Below are 18055 nucleotides of genomic sequence, written 5' to 3'. Positions count from 1 at the left end.
TCGGCCGGGATTTTTGTGCCCGTATATTCCGTCACCACACCTCACTGTGGGAGCTGGCTTGCCAGCGATAGCGGTGGTTCAGCTGAAAATTTTATCGGATGTACCGGCCTCTTCGCTGGCAAGCCAGCTCCCACAGGGGCCGGTGGTATCTATGGACGTTATATGGGAATCTTGTCCGCCCCCGCACACTCAAGGATTGAATGTGAACGCCCGCCTCATCATCACCGCCCGGCTGATCTCCGACTTCGGCGCTTTCCTCAACATGGTCGCGCTGGCGACGTACGTTTACCTGCTGAGCAACAGCGCCATGAGCGTCGGGATTTTTCTCGCCAGTCGGGTTGGCGGGGGGATTTTCGCCAGCCTGATCGGCACACGGTTCTATCGGCGCTGGAATGGCCGGGTACCGCTGATGGCCTTCGATCTGCTGCGCGCGACGCTGCTTGGCCTGCTGTTGATCCTGCCGGTGAGCCAGCAGGCGTTGCTGTTGCCGGTGATCGCGTTCGGCCTGGGCTTTGGTAACTCGATGTTCGCCATCGGCCTCAACAGCCAGTTGCCGAGGCTGATCGCCCCGGCGCAGCTACTGAAAACCAACGCCTGGATCACCTCGGCGTCATCGGCGGCGATGGTTGGCGGCAGCCTGGTCTCGGGGTTGCTGGTGGCGGCATTCGGTTTCGAAACGGTATTCGCACTCAACGCACTGACCTATCTGCTGGCAGCGCTAATGATTGCCCCGTTGCGCTTCGCCGCGCCACACGTCAGCGAACAATCGGCCAGCGAACGCGGCGAATGGTCAGCCCTGAAACAAGGCCTGCGCAGTGCCCCGGTGATTGCGGCGATGCTCGCCGTGACCATGGCCGACACCTTGGGCAGTGCCGCGCACAACGTCGGGTTCCCGATCATCTCCAGACTGCTGACACCCGATTCGGCCAGCACCACGCTGGGCCTGATGCTGGCGGTGTGGGCCAGCGGCAAACTGCTCGGCGCACGAATTGCCAGTCGCCTCAAAGGCATGGATAACCGTGATCTAGAGCGACGGTATTTCTTCGGCGTGGCGTTGATGTCCTGCGGCTTTATCCTGATGTTCCAGCAGCACAGCCTGCTCGGCCTGCTGCTGTTTTCCCTGCCGGCAGGATTGGGTGATGGCGTTTCCGAAGTCGGCCTGATTTCGCGCCTGCAACGTGAGCCTGAGCATTTGCGTCTGCCGATTTTCAGTTTCCTGACCTTGCTGCAAATGACCGGGTTTGGCGTCGGCATGCTGATTGCCGCGCCGTTCTACGAATGGTGGACGCCGGGTGCCGTGGTCATGCTGTTCCACGGCATCCCGCTCGGTACGCTGTTGACCGTGAAACTGTTGGCGTTCAGGCGCGGGCGGGTTGCGCGCAGCAGCCCGACGCCAGCTCCTTGAGGATCGGACAGTCGGGACGATGGTCGCCATTACAGTGCTCGACCAGATCCTGCAGGGTGTCGCGCAACTCGCCGAGTTCGCGGATCTTCTGATTCAGTTCGTCGATGTGCTGACGCGCTAGCGCTTTCACATCGGCACTGGCACGTTGGCGATCCTGCCACAGGGTCAGCAGCTTGCCGACCTCCTCCAGAGAAAACCCCAGGTCCCGCGAACGCTTGATGAACGCCAGGGTGTGCAGGTCATCATCGCTGTAGACCCGGTAGCCGCTGTCGGTGCGATGGGCCGCCTTGAGCAGGCCGATCGACTCGTAATAGCGGATCATCTTTGCGCTCAGACCACTGTGCCGGGCCGCTTGGCCGATGTTCATCGGTGCTCCTCCAGATCCTTCGGTTTCCAGGTTTTCAACAGTAGCGCATTGCTCACCACGCTGACGCTCGACAGTGCCATCGCCGCGCCGGCCAGCACCGGGTTGAGGAAGCCGAACGCCGCCAGCGGAATGCCGATCAGGTTGTAGACGAAGGCCCAGAACAGGTTCTGGCGGATCTTCGCGTAGGTCTTGCGGCTGATCTCCAGTGCCGCCGGTACCAGCCGTGGATCGCCGCGCATCAGAGTGATGCCGGCGGCGTGCATCGCTACGTCGGTGCCGCCACCCATGGCGATACCGATGTCCGCTGCGGCCAGTGCCGGGGCGTCGTTGATGCCGTCGCCGACCATTGCCACCACGCCGGTTTTCTTCAGTTCGGCGACGGTGGCGGCTTTGTCGGCGGGCAGCACTTCGGCGAGCACGTTCTCGATGCCCAACGCCTCGGCGACCACTGTCGCGCTGCCACGGTTGTCGCCCGTCAGCAGATGGCTGTGGATATCGCGGGCGGTCAGTTGTTGCACTGCTTGCAATGCGCCGGGCTTGAGCGTGTCACCGAAGGCGAACAGGCCGATTACGCGCGGTTCAGGACTTTGCTCGATCAGCCACGACAAGGTCCGGCCTTCGCTTTCCCAGGCCTCGGCGGATTCGGCGAGATTGCCCGCGTTCAGGCCACTTTCTTCCAGCAAACGCCGATTGCCCAGCGCCAGACGCCGACCGCCAAGATTGCCGGCGATGCCACGCCCGGTCAGGGACTGGCTGTCGCTGATATCCGGCACGTTCAGACCACGCTCGGCGGCCGCGTCCAGCACGGCTTTGGCCAGCGGATGTTCGCTGCCGCGTTGCAGGGCGCCAGCCGTTTTCAGCAACGTATTCTCATCGCCATCCACCGCGCTCAAATGCGCGATGCGTGGCGTGCCGGAAGTCAGCGTACCTGTCTTGTCGAAGACCACGTTGTCGACTTCATGGGCACGTTCCAGCGCTTCGGCGTCCTTGATCAGAATGCCGTGGCGCGCGGCCACGCCGGTGCCGGCCATGATCGCTGTTGGCGTGGCGAGACCGAGGGCACACGGACAGGCAATCACCAGCACGGCGACGGCGTTGATCAATGCGGTTTCCATTGGCGCGCCGTACAACCACCAGCCGATCAGGGTGGCGAGGGCGATCAGCAACACGGTGGGCACGAACACCTGACTGACTTTATCCACCAGTTTCTGGATCGGCGCTTTCGCTGCCTGAGCGTCCTCGACCAGACGGATGATCCGCGCCAGCACGCTTTCCGCGCCGAGGGCGGTGGTACGCACCAGCAGGCGACCTTCACCGTTGATCGCGCCGCCGGTGACCTTGTCGCCCGGCTGTTTTGGCACAGGCAGGCTCTCGCCGCTGATCAGCGCTTCGTCAGCGTGGCTCTGGCCTTCAAGCACTTCACCGTCCACCGGAAAGCGTTCGCCAGGTTTGACCAGAACCAGATCGTTGAGGCGCAGGGCACTGATCGCAACGTCCTGTTCACGACCGCCGATGACTTGAATCGCCCGCTCCGGGCGCAAGGCTTCGAGGGCGCGGATGGCGCTGGCGGTCTGACGCTTGGCGCGGCTTTCCAGGTATTTGCCGAGCAGCACCAGGGCAATCACCACGGCTGAGGCTTCGAAATACAGATGTGGCATGCGCCCGGTGGCGGTGGCCCATTCGTACAGGCTCAGGCCATAACCGGCGCTGGTGCCGAGGGCGACCAGCAAATCCATGTTGCCGGCGCCGGCGCGCACGGCTTTCCACGCGGCGACATAAAACCGTGCGCCGAAAATGAATTGCACCGGGGTGGCGAGGGCGAATTGCGCCCAGGCCGGGAGCATCCAGTGAATGCCGAACGGTTGCAGGAGCATCGGCAGCACCAGCGGCAAAGCCAGGGCGATGGCGCAGATCAGCGCCCAGCGTTCATGGTGCAGACGCTGTTGCTGGTTATCGGTGGCGGGATGTTCGGCTTGCCAGACGCTGGCCGAGTAACCGGCCTTGCTCACAGCATCGAGCAGCGACTGAATATCGACCTGACCGAGCCATTCGAGGTGCGCGCGTTCGTTGGCGAGGTTGACGCTGACACTCTTCACCCCGGGGACTTTGTTCAGGGCGCGTTCGACGCGGCCGACGCACGAGGCGCAGGTCATGCCGTCGATGCTCAATTCCACGGTTTGCTGCGGCACGCTGTAACCGGCGCGTTCGACCGCCTCCATCAACGCCGGCAAGCTGTCGCCGGGCGCCTGGACCCGGGCCTGCTCGGTGGCGAGATTGACGCTGACGGCACTGGCGCCGCTGACTTTGCTCAATGCCCGCTCGACACGCCCGGCGCAACTGGCGCAGGTCATGCCGGCAATCGGCAGATCGAAAGTGGTGGAATCGGACATCGGTCGTACTCCCTGTAGTAGATGCCTACAAGGATCAACCTTGCCATGCGGGCAAGGTCAAGCGCCAATCTGCATGTTGTCGCAGGGCAAAAAAATGTGGGAGCCAGCAGGCTGGCTCCCACATTGGGAAAGGTTCTTAGTATTCGAGGGCAGCAGGTCGCAGGTACAAGCCTTTGGCATTTGCCGCGATCCGGTATTTCACCACATCGCCGGCCTTGAGTGAGATCTCCTGCGCGGGCGGTGCGAGCATGCCTGCCTGGCAACCCGGCACCTGGCCAGGCAACTGTTTCAGCCGAATGGAAAGCGTGCCGTGGGGCAGGTTGAAGGAAGTAGTCTGTTCCTGCAGCAGGCGCCCAGCGAGTTGATCATTGACGTACACGCCAATCTCGCAAGAAGTCGGCACTTCCAGACGCTCGCGCGAGATGATCAGTACGGCGTAGTCCTCGCCGGTCGCGTTGGCCTGGGGCAGGGCGGCAAAGAGGCTGAGCAAGCCAAACAGGCTGAAAGCTGACCAGCGCATGGCTGAATCTCCTGAATTTGAGTCATTGATGCACGCAGCTTGGCTGAGCGCGACGCCGATTGCCAGCCCGGCAGTTTTTCGCAGAACTTGACCTTGCCATGGTGGCAAGCTCGACACTGCCGGCAACCTCACTCAAAGGAGTCCATCCATGCAAGTGTTCAACGTTCAAGGCATGTCCTGCGGTCACTGCGTCAAAGCCATCACCAACGCGGTGCAGGCGAAAGATCCGGCGGCCAGCGTGCGGGTCGATCTGGGGGCCAAGGAAGTTGGCGTCGAGAGTTCGCTGAGTGCCGAGCAGGTCATTGAGGTGATCAGCGAAGAGGGCTACCCGGTAAAACTCGCCGGATAGTGATAAATCCCCTGTTGCGAGGGAGCTTGTTCCCGCCGGGTCGCGAAGCGGCCCTTTTTCCAATTGAAAAACACTGGGCCTGCTGCGCAGGCCAGCGGGAGCAAGCTCCCTCGCCACAGGTTTCAGGTGTAGGTCATCTGATTTCTAATAGTTAGCGAGCTATCGGAATGTTCAAGGTGTCTCAGCGCGGCTAGACTGTCGGGCTGCCGACTCCTATCCCACCTGGATGCCTGATGAACTTCCGTACCATTCTGATTCTCGGTGCCTTGAGCGCCTTCGGTCCGCTGGCGATCGACTTCTATTTGCCGGCGTTTCCGTCGATGGCGCTGGCCTTTGGCACTGATGAAAAGCATGTGCAACTGACCCTGGCGGCCTATTTCGCCGGCCTGTCGATCGGGCAGTTGCTTTACGGCCCGGTGGCGGACCGTTTTGGGCGGCGCCTGCCGTTGCTTGGCGGGGTCGGCCTGTTCACCCTGGCCTCGCTGGCCTGTGCCTACGCACCGAATCTGGAATGGCTGATCGGCGCGCGTTTCGTTCAAGCGCTGGGCGGCTGCGCTGGGATGGTGATTTCCCGGGCAGTGGTCAGCGACAAGTGCGATGCGGTTGGTTCGGCGAAAGTCTTCTCGCAGTTGATGCTGGTGATGGGCCTGGCGCCGATCCTCGCGCCGCTGCTCGGCGGTCTGCTGGTTAACACCACGGGCTGGCAGTCGATCTTCCTCGTGCTGACTGGCTTCAGCGCACTGGCCGGCCTCGCTGTGGCGCTGGGTCTGCCGGAAAGTCTGCCGGCCCATGTGCCACGCCAGCCGTTGTCCGGTGCGTTGCGCCAATACGGCCGGTTGTTCGGCGACCGGGTGTTTCTCGGCCACGCCCTGACCGGCGGTATCGCCGTCGCCGGGATGTTTTCCTATATCGCCGGTTCACCGTTCGTCTTCATCAAGCTCTACGGCGTACCGGCCGAGCATTTCGGCTGGCTGTTCGGCACCAATGCCGCAGGTTTCATTCTGGTGGCCCAGGTTAATGCGCGGCTGTTGGCCAAGCGCGGTCCGGCGTTCCTGCTGGCACGGGCGGTATGGGTGTATCTGTTGGCCGGTGTGACGTTGCTCGCGGTCAGCTCGATGCACACCGACGCCTTGTGGCCACTGTTGCTTCCGTTGTTCGTGTGCATTGCCAGCCTCGGCTGCATCCTGCCCAACGCCGCGGCCTGCGCGATGAACGGTCAGGGCGCGCGTGCCGGCAGTGCCTCGGCGCTGATGGGTTGCCTGCAGTTCAGCGTGGCGTCCGGCGCGGCTTCGCTGGTGGGCGTGCTGCACGACGGCAGCGCCATGCCGATGGCCATGGTCATCAGCCTGTGCGGATTACTGGTGGTGAGCGTCGCGATGTACACCCGGCGTTTGCAGAATGCCCGGGCACTGGCGCAAGCACAGGCCGAAGCCTGAAACCTTCAGCCGGCGGCGCGTTGCTGTCCGGGGTCGGGAAACTGATGGGGCGCGTGCAGGCGCGCTTCAAGGGTGCGGGTGAAGGCGAGGGCCTCGGCTTCACTGCGAAAGGTCACGGCGTGCTGGTCCAGGCGAACCTGCCATTGGGACTTTGCCACTTCTTTTATCAGGATCTTCATTGCTGACCTCCCTTGTGTAAAAGATGCATCGCAGAGGCTTCGATTGTAGACCTGAATACGATCGCATTTGTGACAACGCAGAAGCATCTGACTGACGGCAAAAACAGCGCCAGCCCTTAAAGGGTCTGGCGCTGATTGCGGCCTTCGGATTCTCAGAAACTTTCTAAAACAATTTTCCCCTTGGCTTTGCCACTTTCCAGCAACTCGTGCGCGCGACGCAGGTTCGCCGCATTGATCGTGCCGAAATGTTCGCCCACCGTAGTTTTCAAAGTGCCCGCATCAATCAGCTCGGCCACGCGATTGAGCAGTTTGTGCTGCTCGATCATGTCCGGGGTTTCGAACAGCGAGCGGGTGTACATGAACTCCCAATGCAGCGACAGGCTCTTGCGCTTGAGCTTGCTCACGTCCAGCGACTTCGGATCGTCGATCAGCGCGAGTTTGCCTTGCGGCGCCAGGGCCTCGACCAGTTGATCGAGGTGCAGATCAGTCTGGGTCAGGCTGGCGACGTGGGTCACGTGATCGATGCCGGCGCGCTTGAGTTCTTCGCTCAACGGCTGGCTATGGTCGACCACCACGTCGGCACCCAGCTCGGTCACCCAGTCGCGAGTCTGTGCACGGGACGCGGTGCCGATGACCTTGAGCCCGGTCAATTGGCTGGCCAGTTGGGTGAGGATCGAACCGACGCCGCCAGCGGCACCGACGATCAGCAGGCTCTGGCCCACATCGGTTTTGCCTTCGCTGATCTGCAGGCGTTCGAACAACAACTCCCACGCGGTGATCGCGGTCAACGGCAGCGCGGCGGCTTCGGCAAAACCGAGGGATTTCGGCATGTGGCCAACAATGCGCTCATCGACCACGTGCAGTTCGCTGTTGCCACCGGCACGGGCAATGGAGCCGGCGTAGAACACTTTGTCGCCAGCCTTGAACAGCGTCACTTCACTGCCGACAGCCTTGACCACGCCGGCAACGTCCCAGCCCAGCACTTTCGCCGCGCCGTTCTCCGGCGCCACGTTCTGCCGTACCTTGGTGTCCACCGGGTTGACCGAGATCGCTTTGACTTCCACCAGCAGGTCGCGCGGGCCGGCGACCGGCTCCGGCAGTTCGATGTCTTGCAGGGATTGTTCGTCGCTGATCGGCAGGGAGGCGTAATAGGCGATGGCTTTCATGACTTGCTCCATAACGGTAATAGAAGAAGGGCTCAGGCGATGGCGCCCAGGCGTTTCAATTGGAAGTGTTCGATGCAGTGGCCGGCGGCGGCCTGGAAGTTCTGAAAATGCGCGCTGGCGTTGTGCGCCGAAAGGATTTCCTCGCTGGCCCAGTGTTCGATCACATAAAAGGTCAGCGGATCGGTGAGGTCGCGGTGCAGGTCGTACTGGCTGCAGCCTTCTTCGGCGCGACTCGGCTCAACCAGTGCACGCAGGGCGTTTTCGAGGGTCTCTTGCTGGCCGGGTTTGGCGATCAGGGTGGCGATGGCGGTGAATGCTTGGGACATGTTTGGCTCCAGTCGCGGGATAAATTCGCTTGAACCCATCATTGGCTATTTCTCGGCGCGATAAAACCGGCTAAAAGAGCAGTCTCTTTCAATATTTTTTTGATAATCGAGGCTGGGAATGCTGCGTTTCGACGATTTGCAGTTGTTCGTGCGTGCGGCGGATCTGGGCAGCCTGTCTGCAGCAGCGCGGGTGATGGACATGTCTGCCGCTGTGGCCAGCGCGGCGCTCAAACGCATCGAACAGCAACTGGGCGTGCGCTTGCTGGCGCGTTCGACCCGCAGCTTGCGCCTGACTGCCGAGGGCGAAGGTTTTCTCGAATACGCGCGGGCCGCGTTGAGTTCGCTGGACGAAGGCCGGCGTTTTCTCTCCAGCGCGCAGGATCAGGTCAGCGGCATCCTGCAGTTGTCGGCGCCTTCGGATTTCGGGCGCAACCTGTTGTTGCCATGGCTCGACGAGTTTCAACGCGAGCATCCGAAGCTGACCGTGCGCCTGTTGCTCGGTGATCGCATCGCCGACCTGTTCCGCCAGCCGGTGGACATCGCCCTGCGCTACGGCGAGCCAGAGGATTCGAGCCTGGTGGCGCTGCCCATCGCTCCGGACAATCGCCGCGTGCTTTGCGCCTCGCCGGCGTATCTGGCGCGCCACGGTGAACCGCGTCAGCTCGAACAGTTGGCGCAGCACAATTGCCTGCTGTACATGCTCGGCAGCCGCGTGCACGACCATTGGAGTTTTCATGACGGCAAACGTGAAGTCGGCCTGACGGTCAGTGGCGATCGCTTCAGCGATGACGCCGACGTCGTGCGGTTGTGGGCGGTGGCGGGGGCTGGAATCGCCTACAAGTCGTGGCTCGACGTTGGCGCAGATGTCCTTGCCGGACGCCTCAAGGTGTTGCTGCCGGAATTGCTCTGTGAGCGTGCTCCGCTGAATTTGTTGTGCGCCCATCGCGCACAATTGAGTAAGCCGGTGAACCTTTTAAGGGAAATGCTCGCCAGCCGATGCGCCGAATTGAGTAGTCAATTTCCGCATTTCCCGAAAGTTGATCATTAGTCGCAGGCAATTAGCGAAATTTCTCTCAGGAACTATCACCATTCGAGTCAGCCACGACGCAGGAAGCGGCGTGCATCCCGCTTATACTAGCGACCGCCTCAAACCTGCACCGATAACCGGCCAGGACAGAATCCGCGTGGTTTTTCCAGGGCCTGGCGAGCGCTGCACAAACGCCGCGGACACGTCATTGACGGGTGCAGCAGCACCGGCCTGGCGTGCTCCGGTTCACGGCGTTTTACCCGTCTTGGCCGACGACACATTACTGGTCAAGATGTCTTCGAGCAGTAGACGATACGATTCAACAGGGAGTGAACACATGGAACATGCACCTTGCATCAGCCAGATCGCCACGCTGCTGGCCGACCCCAAGCGCAGTGCGATGATGTGGGCGTTGATGGATGGCTCGGCACGCCAGACCGAAGAGCTGGCGCTGCTGGCAGGGTTGTCGCCATCCTCGGCCAGTGCGCATCTGGGGCGTTTGTCCGCCGGGGGCCTGTTGAAAGTCGAGGTCCGTGGACGCAAGCGCTTTTTCCGCCTGGCAGCCCCGGAGATTGCGGCGGCCATCGAAGCCCTGGCCAGTGCCACCATCGCCAGCGCACCGCGAGAAATTCCTCACGTATTCAAACGCTCGACGCCGAGCGCCAATCCCCGGACTGCGCCGTCTTCACTGCTGCGTGCGCGCTTTTGCGATGACCATCTGGGGGGCACGCTGGCTGCCGATCTGTATCAGCGTCTGCTCGATGCCGGCTGGCTCGAACAGATCGAGCAGCGGGTCGTGGTGACCCTCAAAGGCTCGACGCAACTGGCCAACCGCGGGGTATTCATCCAGGCCCTCGCTCATCGCAAGGCTCAGGTGGCGTGTGCCTGTCCGGACTGGAGTGAACGTCGCCCGCACTTGGGCGGTTCACTGGGCGCGGCGGTGCTGCAACTGTTCATGCAGTCCGGCTGGCTGGTGCTGCCCAAGGACTCCCGAGCCTTGCAAGTGACCCCGGCCGGGCAGCGGGAAATCCAGCGTTTCGCCAAGGAAACCGAGCTGGAATTGGCGTAGTAGAGCGTTCGCCGGCCGACACTTCGACGCTGGCGTCGCCTGTGACTGCGAACAGGTCGTATCCAGAAAAAGCGCCGGGGCGTAATCGCGCACACTCGATCCGCACACATTGTGGATGGGGGATGGGGCATGGATACGCGAAACTTCAGCGCGGCAGAGCGCCTGGAACGGCTGCCGCTCAGCGGTTATCACCGGGTCATTTTCATCATCATCGCCCTGGCATTCTTTTTCGACTCCATGGACCTGGCCATGATGACGTTCCTGCTCGGCTCGATCAAAACCGAATTCGGCTTGAGCAGTGCACAAGCCGGCCTGCTCGCCAGTTCGAGTTTTTTCGGCATGGTGCTGGGGGCGTCGCTGTCGGGCATGCTCGCCGATCGTTTCGGGCGTAAACCGGTGTTTCAGTGGAGCATCGTGCTGTGGGGCGTGGCCAGTTATCTGTGTTCGACCGCGCAAACGGTCGAGAGCCTGACGCTGTTTCGCATTTTGCTGGGGATTGGCATGGGCATGGAGTTTCCGATTGCACAGTCGATGCTTTCCGAGTTGATCCCGGCGCAGCGGCGCGGGCGCTACATTGCATTGATGGACGGTTTCTGGCCGCTGGGTTTTGTCGCCGCCGGAGTGCTGTCGTACTTCCTGCTGCCGCTGATTGGCTGGCGCGACATTTTTCTGGTGTTGGCGGTGCCGGCGGTGTTTGTGCTGGCGATCCGTTTCTTTATTCCCGAATCACCGCGCTGGCTGGAGCAAGCCGGACGCCATGAGGCGGCGGACAAAGTACTGAGCGCGATCGAGGCGCGCGTGCGCACGTCGCTCGGTGTCGAAACGCTGCCTGAGCCGGTGCGCCTGCCAAGGACAGTGACGCCGCCGGGCAATTTCTTCTCGGCCCTCAGGCAGATCTGGTCACCGCAATACCGCCAGCGCACGACGATGATCTGGAGCCTGTGGTTTTTTGCCTTGCTCGGTTTTTACGGGCTGACGTCGTGGCTCAGTGCGTTGTTGCAACAGTCGGGTTTTGCCGTGACCCAGTCGGTGTATTACACCGTGCTGATTTCTCTGGGCGGGATTCCCGGGTTTCTGATGGCGGCGTGGCTGGTGGAGCGCTGGGGGCGCAAACCGGTGTGCACCGTGACGTTGCTCGGCGGCGGGGTGATGGCGTTTCTCTACGGGCAGAGCGCGGTGTTCGGCGGCAACGTTGCGTTGCTGATCAGCTCCGGGCTGCTGATGCAGTTTTTCCTGTTCGGCATGTGGGCAGTGCTCTACACCTACACGCCGGAGTTGTACCCAACCTCGGCGCGCGCCACAGGCTCGGGTTTTGCCTCGGCGATTGGCCGCGTCGGCTCGTTGCTCGGGCCGTTGGTGACCGGGCTGGTATTCCCGATTACCGGGCAGGGCGGGGTGTTTGCGCTGGGGGCGCTGTGCTTTGCGATTGCGGCGGGGGTGGTGTGGCTGTTCGGGATGGAGACGCGGGGCAAGACGCTGGAAGAGCTGACTGAAGCAGAAGTTATTGGCTGACTCCTAAACCAACTGTGGGAGCGAGCTTGCTCGCGAATACGGTGTATCAAACAACATCTTCGTTGAATGACAGACCGCATTCGCGAGCAAGCTCGCTCCCACATTGGTTATGCGGTGTTGCTTACGGTTTTACCAGACGCGCATCCAGGCTGTTCTGCGCCAGGCGCTTGGCCTGATCCTGGTTCATGCCCAGGTGTTCATGCAGCGCATGGAAGTTCTCGGTGACGTAACCGCCGAAGTACGCCGGGTCATCGGAGTTCACCGTGACCTTCACCCCACGCTCGAGCATGTCGAGGATGTTGTGCTGCGACATGTGATCGAACACGCAGAGCTTGGTGTTCGACAGCGGGCACACGGTCAACGGAATCTGCTCGTCGATGATCCGCTGCATCAGGCGCTCGTCTTCGATGGCGCGCACGCCATGGTCGATGCGCTGGATCTTCAGCAGGTCGATGGCTTCCCAGATGTATTCCGGCGGGCCTTCTTCACCGGCGTGGGCGACGGTCAGGAAGCCTTCGTGACGGGCGCGGTCGAACACACGCTGGAACTTGCTTGGCGGGTGACCCATCTCGGAGCTGTCCAGGCCTACAGCCACAAACGCATCACGGAACGGCAGCGCCTGATCGAGGGTTTTCTGTGCTTCGTCTTCGCTGAGGTGGCGCAGGAAGCTCAGGATCAAACCGCTGGTGATGCCCAGTTGCTGCTCGCCATCCTTGAGTGCCGCGGCGATGCCGTTGAGCACCACTTCAAACGGGATGCCCCGGTCGGTGTGGGTCTGCGGATCGAAAAACGGTTCGGTGTGAATCACGTTCTGCGCTTTGCAGCGCAGCAGGTAGGCCCAGGTCAGGTCGTAGAAATCCTGCGAGGTGCGCAACACGTCGGCGCCCTGGTAATACAGGTCGAGGAATTCCTGCAAGTTGTTGAAGGCGTAGGCCTTGCGCAGGGTTTCGACATCGCTCCACGGCAGGGCGATCTTGTTGCGTTCGGCCAGGGCGAACAGCAACTCAGGCTCCAGCGAGCCTTCCAGATGCAGGTGCAGTTCGGCCTTGGGCAGGGCGTTGAGCCAATCGTACATATTCTTTTCTCATCAGGTGCAGATGGCGGCCATTCTACAGATGCGCGCCGAAACAATTGGCAAAACCTGACCAAGCGATCCATCACACCGCTTGCGGTTCACGGCGGTAGGCGTAGGTATCGGCGAAGCGTGACAGCAGGAATTCGGTGCAGGTGGTGGTCGGATATTTCGCCGGGTGCTGTGCGTCCTGGCAACCGGGCAGGCATTCGATACGGGTGTCCGGGTGCGGTTCGGCGAAGAACGGCATCGAGTAGCGATCCACCCCCAGCGGACTGATCACCCGATGCGGGGTCGAGCGATAGCGGTCGTTGCTCCAGCGCGCCATCATGTCACCGAGGTTGACCACGAAGGTGCCGTCAATCGGCGGTGCGTCGATCCATTCACCTTTGACGTTCTTCACTTGCAGGCCGCCGGCGCTGTCCTGGTAGAGCAGGGTGATGCAGCCGTAATCGGTGTGCGCGCCGGCGCCTTGCTGTTCGGCGCTGCTGGCGGTGTGGCGCGGCGGGTAGTGGATCAGCCGTAGCACGCTGACTGGCTCAACGAAGCGCGAATCGAAGAAGTCGCGCTCGATCCCCAGCGCAATCGTCATCGCCCGCAGTAGAGTTTGCGCGAGCGCCTGCATGTCGAGGTAGTGCTGCTCCATCAGCGTTTCCCAGCCTGCTTGTGCCGGATGACGATTCGGCCCGCGCAGCGGTTTTTCCGCGAGCACCTCGGGATGATCCGCCGGCAAGTGCAGGCCCATGTCGAAGGTTTCCTTGAGGTCACTGGGTTTGTCCGGGTCGAGCTGTTCGGTGGCAATGGCGCCGTAGCCGCGATGGTGGCGGGTCTGGGTGATGTCGATCCTGAGTTTTTCTTCGGTCGGTTGCGCAAAAAAACGCTGGGCGTGGTCGAGCAGCGAGTCGATGCGCTGTGCGGAAATCGGGTGGCCCTTGATGTAGAAAAAGCCCCATTCGCGGCAGGCCTGGTCGATCTGTGCGGCGACGGCGGGCCAGGCGTTTTGGTCGTTGGTGTAGAGCGGTGAGATGTCGATGATCGGGAGCTGATCCATACACAATCCTTGAGAGCGCTGAAGATCAAAATGTGGGAGCTGGCTTGCCAGCGATAGCGGTCTGACAGGCAACAATGATGTCGAATGTGAGGGCCTCATCGCTGGCAAGCCAGCTCCCACAGGGTCGATGCAAGTTTGAAGAGATTACTTCGGCATCTCGGCCTTCATCCCTTCCACGTAATAGTTCATCGACGCCAATTCCGCATTCGTCGCACTCACGCCCGCCGGGATTTTCTCCACGCCGGACTGATCCTTGATCGGGCCGGTAAACGGTTGCAGCGCACCGCTCTTGATGTCGGCAATGATCTGCTCGGCCTCGGCTTTCACCGGCGCTGGCACCAGATCGCTGATCGGCAGTTCAACCGTGCCTTCCTTCAGCCCACCCCAGTAGTCCTGGGACTTCCAGTTGTGGTCGATCACGCTCTGAGTTGCCTGAATGTAGTGCGGTGCCCAGTCGTTGACGATCGAAGTCAGCACCGCTTTCGGGCCGAAGTGCGCCATGTCCGAGGCGTAACCCACGGCGTACACGCCACGCCGTTCGGCGGCCTGAATCGGCGCCGGGCTGTCGGTGTGCTGGAACACCACGTCCACGCCCTGATCGATCAGCGCGTTGGCGGCATCGGCTTCCTTGCCCGGGTCGAACCACGAGTTGACCCACACCACTTTGATTTCGGTGCCGGGGTTGTACTTGTTCAGCGCCAGCTGGATGGCGTTGATATCGCGGATCACTTCCGGAATCGGGAACGAGGCGACGTAGCCGATCTTCTTGCTCTTGGTCATCTTCGCCGCGAGGAAGCCACCGACGTAACGCCCCTCGTAAGTGCGCGCCAGGTAGGTGCCGAGGTTCTTGTCCTGCTTGTAGCCGGTGGCGTGTTCGAAGGTGACCTTGGGAAACTGTTTGGCGACTTTCAGCGTCGGGTTCATGTAGCCGAAGGAGGTGGTGAAGATCAGGTCGTAGTTGTCCTTGGCCATGTTGCGGATCACCCGCTCGGCGTCGGCGCCCTCGGCCACGTTCTCGACGTAATTGGTGCTGATCTGCGCGCCGAATTTCTCCGCCAGCGCCTTGCGCCCCTGTTCATGCTGATACGTCCAGCCGTGGTCGCCAATCGGGCCGATGTAGACGAAACCGACCTTCAGCGGATCGGCAGCGCTGGCGCTCAGGCTTATCCCCAGACCGATGGCGGCGCACAGCAGTTTGTGCAGCGGGCGTATGTGCATGAATTGGAGCTCCATTTTGTTGTGTGTGGTCAGGAGCAATGCAAATTGCTGACCAACAGGACAACAAAGCCAAAGATCGCAGCCTGCGGCAGCTCCTACAGGGGATGCGCAACCTGTAGGAGCTGCCGCAGGCTGCGATCTTTTCAGCGCCGGAACCAACGCAGTGCAAGCCAGCGGATTCACGCTATCGGCTGGTGCGCTAAGGTGTAACGAAACGTTAGCGCCACGCCGCAGTCAGTAGCTCATTCGAATCTCTCGGCAAAAAGGCCCGCCATGCTCACGATCCTCAAGCAAGAAAGCTTTCTGCTGCTGGCGGTGATTGCCGCGTGCATCGCCTATCCACTGGAACACTGGATGCTGCACAGCGGGCAGATCGTCGCGTTGATTTCGGGTCTGGTTCTGATCGCCTTCATCGTTGCCGCCTCGATGCGCGTCGCTCATCAGGCCGAACTGCTCGCAGAAAAAGTCGGCGACCCTTACGGCACGATGATCCTGACCCTCGCTGCGGTGCTGGTGGAAGTGGTGATCCTGGCGATCATGATGAGCAACGAAGCCTCGGCCACGCTGGTGCGGGACACGATCTACTCGGCGGTGATGCTCGACATAAACGGCATCCTCGGCCTCGCCGCGCTGATGGGCGGACTCAAGCACGGCGAGCAGTCGTACAACGACGATTCGGCACGCAGCTACAGCGTGATGATCCTCACCGCCATGGGCGTATCGATGGTGGTGCCGGAGTTTATTCCGGCGGCCAACTGGAAGATTTATTCAGCGTTCACCATCGGTGCGATGGTGGTGCTTTATGCGTTGTTTCTGCGCATGCAGGTCGGGCCGCACAGCTATTTTTTCAGCTACAGCTACCCGGACAAGCGCCGCAAGAAAGCACCGGTGGAAGATGAACCGAAACCGCTGAGCCTGGCGTGGTCGATCGGCATTCTGGTGTTCGGCGTGGTGGTGATCGGCGCGTTGGCCGAAGTGATGTCCAAGACCCTCGATCTGGGCCTGGAAGGCACGGGCGCACCACCGGTGATCACGGCGATTCTGGTGGCGGCGATTTCCGCAGCGCCGGAGATTCTGACGGCGTTGCGTGCCGCGTTGGCCAATCGCATGCAATCGGTGGTGAACATTGCGATGGGCGCGTCATTGTCGACGGTGATCCTGACCGTGCCGGTGATGGAAGCGATGGCGCTGTATACCGGCCAGCCATTTCAAATGGCAATGACCCCGGTGCAGACGGTGATGATCTTCATCACACTGATCGTCAGTGCGATCAACCTGAATGACGGCGAGACCAATGCCATCGAAGGCATGACGCACTTTGTGCTGTTTGCGACGTTCATCATGCTGTCGCTGCTTGGCCTTTGAACCCGACGCAAAACAACTGTGGGAGCGAGCTTGCTCGCGAAAGCGGAGTATCAGTCAACTCAAGCACTGACTGACACGACGCCTTCGCGAGCAAGCTCGCTCCCACAGGGTTTGGTGATCGGATCAGGTGCCGGCGATCAACTGGCGAGCCGCCTGGCTGTGATCAGCGATCAGGCCTTTGAGATCAAGCCCTTCAACCTGACCATCAACCACCCGCCACTTGCCGCCAATCATCACCCGGTCCGCCCGATCGGCACCGCACAACAGCAGCGCCGAAATCGGATCATGGCTTCCCGAGAAGCGCAGTTCATCGAGCTTGAACAACGCTAGATCCGCCTGCTTGCCCACCGCCAGCTCGCCAATGTCGGTACGGCCCAACAGGCTCGCCGAGCCTTTGGTCGCCCAGCCCAGCACGCGTTCCGGGGTGATCTTTTCCGCACCATAACGCAGGCGCTGAATGTACAGCGCCTGCCGCGCTTCGAGGATCATGTTCGAGGCATCGTTGGAGGCCGAACCGTCCACGCCCAGACCGAACAACGCACCGGCATCGGTCAACTCGATGCTCGGGCAGATGCCGGAAGCCAGGCGCATGTTCGAACTCGGGCAATGGCAGATACCGGTGCCGGCCTGACCAAGGCGGGCGATTTCATCCGGATTGAAGTGGATGCCATGGGCCAGCCAGGTGCGCGGGCCGAGCCAGCCGACGCTGTCCAGGTAGTCCACGGTGCGCAGGCCGAAACGCTGCAGGCAGAAATCTTCTTCGTCGAGGGTTTCGGCCAGATGCGTGTGCAGGCGGACGTCGAGTTTATTCGCCAGTTCGGCGCTGGCGGACATGATTTCCGGGGTCACCGAGAATGGCGAGCACGGAGCCAGCGCGATCTGGATTTGCGCACCGTCGCCGCGCTCGTGGTACTCGTGAATCAGGCGCTGGCTGTCGTCGAGAATCACCTGACCTTCCTGCACGGTCTGCTGCGGCGGCAGGCCGCCGTCCTTCTCGCCGAGGCTCATCGAACCGCGAGTGAGCATGGCGCGCATGCCCAGTTCGCGCACGGTGTCGACTTGCACGTCGATGGCGTTTTCCAGACCGTCCGGGAACAGATAGTGATGGTCGGCGGCGGTGGTGCAACCCGACAGCAGCAATTCAGCCAAAGCCACTTTCGTCGCGAGGGCGAGTTTTTCCGGGGTCAGCCGTGCCCACACCGGGTACAGGGTTTTCAGCCACGGGAACAGCGGCTGATTGACCACCGGCGCCCAGGCGCGAGTCAGGGTTTGATAGAAGTGGTGATGGGTGTTGATCAGGCCCGGCAGGACCACATGCTCGCGGGCATCGAACACGTCATTGCATGGCGCGGACGGTTGCTGACCGGCTGCCAGCACTTCGACGATCACGCCGTCTTGCAGCACCAGACCGCCACGGGCATCGAGCGCGTTGGCCGTGAAAATGGCGAGGGGATTTTTTAACCAGGTACGGGTCGCAGGCATTGTGGCCGGCTCCTCTGAAAGTTGGGTTCAGGGTTGCCAGCTCAGTGTTGCCCTGTCTGCTGATCCAGGGTCGCCGCGATGGACGAGGTGCGGAGTTTCAAACAAATCACGGCCGCGGGCA

At 61.5% G+C, this 18055-nt stretch carries 17 protein-coding genes; 7 read left to right on the top strand and 10 right to left on the bottom strand.

Features of this window, described 5'->3' with window-relative positions; all coding sequences use genetic code 11:
• Nucleotides 1-151 precede the first annotated feature (151 nt).
• A complete protein-coding gene (locus PMI25_RS02415; RefSeq protein WP_177325692.1) occupies nt 152-1405 on the top strand; it encodes an MFS transporter in 1254 nt (417 codons plus the stop codon).
• Here the strand turns inward: PMI25_RS02415 and cueR are convergent.
• The 3 genes from cueR to PMI25_RS02400 form a co-directional block, all read right to left on the bottom strand.
• The gene (gene cueR / locus PMI25_RS02410; RefSeq protein WP_007962968.1) at nt 1359-1772 is read right to left on the bottom strand and encodes a Cu(I)-responsive transcriptional regulator; all 414 of its coding nucleotides are present in this window, start codon (nt 1770-1772) and stop codon (nt 1359-1361) included. The genes PMI25_RS02415 and cueR overlap by 47 nt on opposite strands.
• Nucleotides 1769-4162: a heavy metal translocating P-type ATPase gene (locus tag PMI25_RS02405; RefSeq protein WP_007962966.1), complete on the bottom strand. Its 2394-nt coding sequence runs from the start codon at nt 4160-4162 to the stop codon at nt 1769-1771. Before PMI25_RS02405 ends, cueR begins: the two co-directional genes overlap by 4 nt.
• Before the next feature lie 136 nt (nt 4163-4298).
• Entirely contained in the window at nt 4299-4682 is a 384-nt protein-coding gene (locus PMI25_RS02400; RefSeq protein WP_007962965.1) for a hypothetical protein, read from the bottom strand.
• Between the two features lie 148 nt (nt 4683-4830).
• On the opposite strand from PMI25_RS02400, the gene PMI25_RS02395 reads away from it, so the two are divergent.
• Nucleotides 4831-5031 (top strand): heavy-metal-associated domain-containing protein, encoded by a 201-nt coding sequence (locus tag PMI25_RS02395; RefSeq protein WP_007962964.1) that lies wholly within the window; start codon nt 4831-4833, stop codon nt 5029-5031.
• Between the two features lie 233 nt (nt 5032-5264).
• Nucleotides 5265-6467 carry a multidrug effflux MFS transporter gene (locus PMI25_RS02390; RefSeq protein WP_007962963.1) on the top strand — a complete coding sequence of 401 codons (1203 nt, stop codon included), beginning with the start codon at nt 5265-5267 and terminating at the stop codon, nt 6465-6467.
• Between the two features lie 5 nt (nt 6468-6472).
• Here PMI25_RS02390 and PMI25_RS29420 read toward each other — a convergent pair whose 3' ends face one another.
• The 3 genes from PMI25_RS29420 to PMI25_RS02380 form a co-directional block, all read right to left on the bottom strand.
• Nucleotides 6473-6646, bottom strand: coding sequence for a hypothetical protein (locus tag PMI25_RS29420; protein ID WP_007962962.1), 174 nt, complete (start codon nt 6644-6646; stop codon nt 6473-6475).
• Nucleotides 6647-6798: 152 nt separating this feature from the next.
• Nucleotides 6799-7812 carry a zinc-binding alcohol dehydrogenase family protein gene (locus PMI25_RS02385; protein ID WP_007962961.1) on the bottom strand — a complete coding sequence of 338 codons (1014 nt, stop codon included), beginning with the start codon at nt 7810-7812 and terminating at the stop codon, nt 6799-6801.
• Between the two features lie 32 nt (nt 7813-7844).
• Nucleotides 7845-8138 (bottom strand): putative quinol monooxygenase, encoded by a 294-nt coding sequence (locus tag PMI25_RS02380; RefSeq protein ID WP_007962959.1) that lies wholly within the window; start codon nt 8136-8138, stop codon nt 7845-7847.
• Nucleotides 8139-8256: 118 nt separating this feature from the next.
• Here PMI25_RS02380 and PMI25_RS02375 point away from each other — a divergent pair, with 118 nt between their 5' ends.
• The 3 genes from PMI25_RS02375 (at nt 8257) to PMI25_RS02365 (ending at nt 11746) form a co-directional block, all read left to right on the top strand.
• Nucleotides 8257-9186, top strand: coding sequence for a LysR family transcriptional regulator (locus PMI25_RS02375; protein ID WP_007962958.1), 930 nt, complete (start codon nt 8257-8259; stop codon nt 9184-9186).
• A 316-nt stretch (nt 9187-9502) separates the two neighbouring features.
• Entirely contained in the window at nt 9503-10234 is a 732-nt protein-coding gene (locus tag PMI25_RS02370; RefSeq protein ID WP_007962957.1) for an ArsR/SmtB family transcription factor, read from the top strand.
• Between the two features lie 129 nt (nt 10235-10363).
• Nucleotides 10364-11746 carry an MFS transporter gene (locus tag PMI25_RS02365; protein ID WP_007962956.1) on the top strand — a complete coding sequence of 461 codons (1383 nt, stop codon included), beginning with the start codon at nt 10364-10366 and terminating at the stop codon, nt 11744-11746.
• A gap of 121 nt (nt 11747-11867) precedes the next feature.
• Here PMI25_RS02365 and PMI25_RS02360 read toward each other — a convergent pair whose 3' ends face one another.
• The 3 genes from PMI25_RS02360 to PMI25_RS02350 all read right to left on the bottom strand — a co-directional run bounded on the left by PMI25_RS02360 (nt 11868) and on the right by PMI25_RS02350 (nt 15087).
• A complete protein-coding gene (locus PMI25_RS02360) occupies nt 11868-12821 on the bottom strand; it encodes an adenosine deaminase (RefSeq protein ID WP_007962954.1) in 954 nt (317 codons plus the stop codon).
• A gap of 82 nt (nt 12822-12903) precedes the next feature.
• The gene (locus PMI25_RS02355) at nt 12904-13869 is read right to left on the bottom strand and encodes a 2-oxoglutarate and iron-dependent oxygenase domain-containing protein (RefSeq protein WP_007962952.1); all 966 of its coding nucleotides are present in this window, start codon (nt 13867-13869) and stop codon (nt 12904-12906) included.
• Nucleotides 13870-14013: 144 nt separating this feature from the next.
• Nucleotides 14014-15087, bottom strand: coding sequence for a BMP family ABC transporter substrate-binding protein (locus PMI25_RS02350; RefSeq protein ID WP_007962950.1), 1074 nt, complete (start codon nt 15085-15087; stop codon nt 14014-14016).
• 273 nt (nt 15088-15360) lie between these two features.
• Here PMI25_RS02350 and PMI25_RS02345 point away from each other — a divergent pair, with 273 nt between their 5' ends.
• Entirely contained in the window at nt 15361-16452 is a 1092-nt protein-coding gene (locus PMI25_RS02345) for a calcium:proton antiporter (protein ID WP_007962948.1), read from the top strand.
• Between the two features lie 123 nt (nt 16453-16575).
• Here the strand turns inward: PMI25_RS02345 and PMI25_RS02340 are convergent, their stop codons facing one another.
• Nucleotides 16576-17934, bottom strand: coding sequence for an 8-oxoguanine deaminase (locus PMI25_RS02340; RefSeq protein WP_007962939.1), 1359 nt, complete (start codon nt 17932-17934; stop codon nt 16576-16578).
• Between the last annotated feature and the right edge of the window lie 121 nt (nt 17935-18055).

Source organism: Pseudomonas sp. GM30 (genome assembly GCF_000282275.2).
Classification (GTDB): domain Bacteria; phylum Pseudomonadota; class Gammaproteobacteria; order Pseudomonadales; family Pseudomonadaceae; genus Aquipseudomonas.
This window is presented reverse-complemented; position numbering and strand designations above follow the sequence as displayed.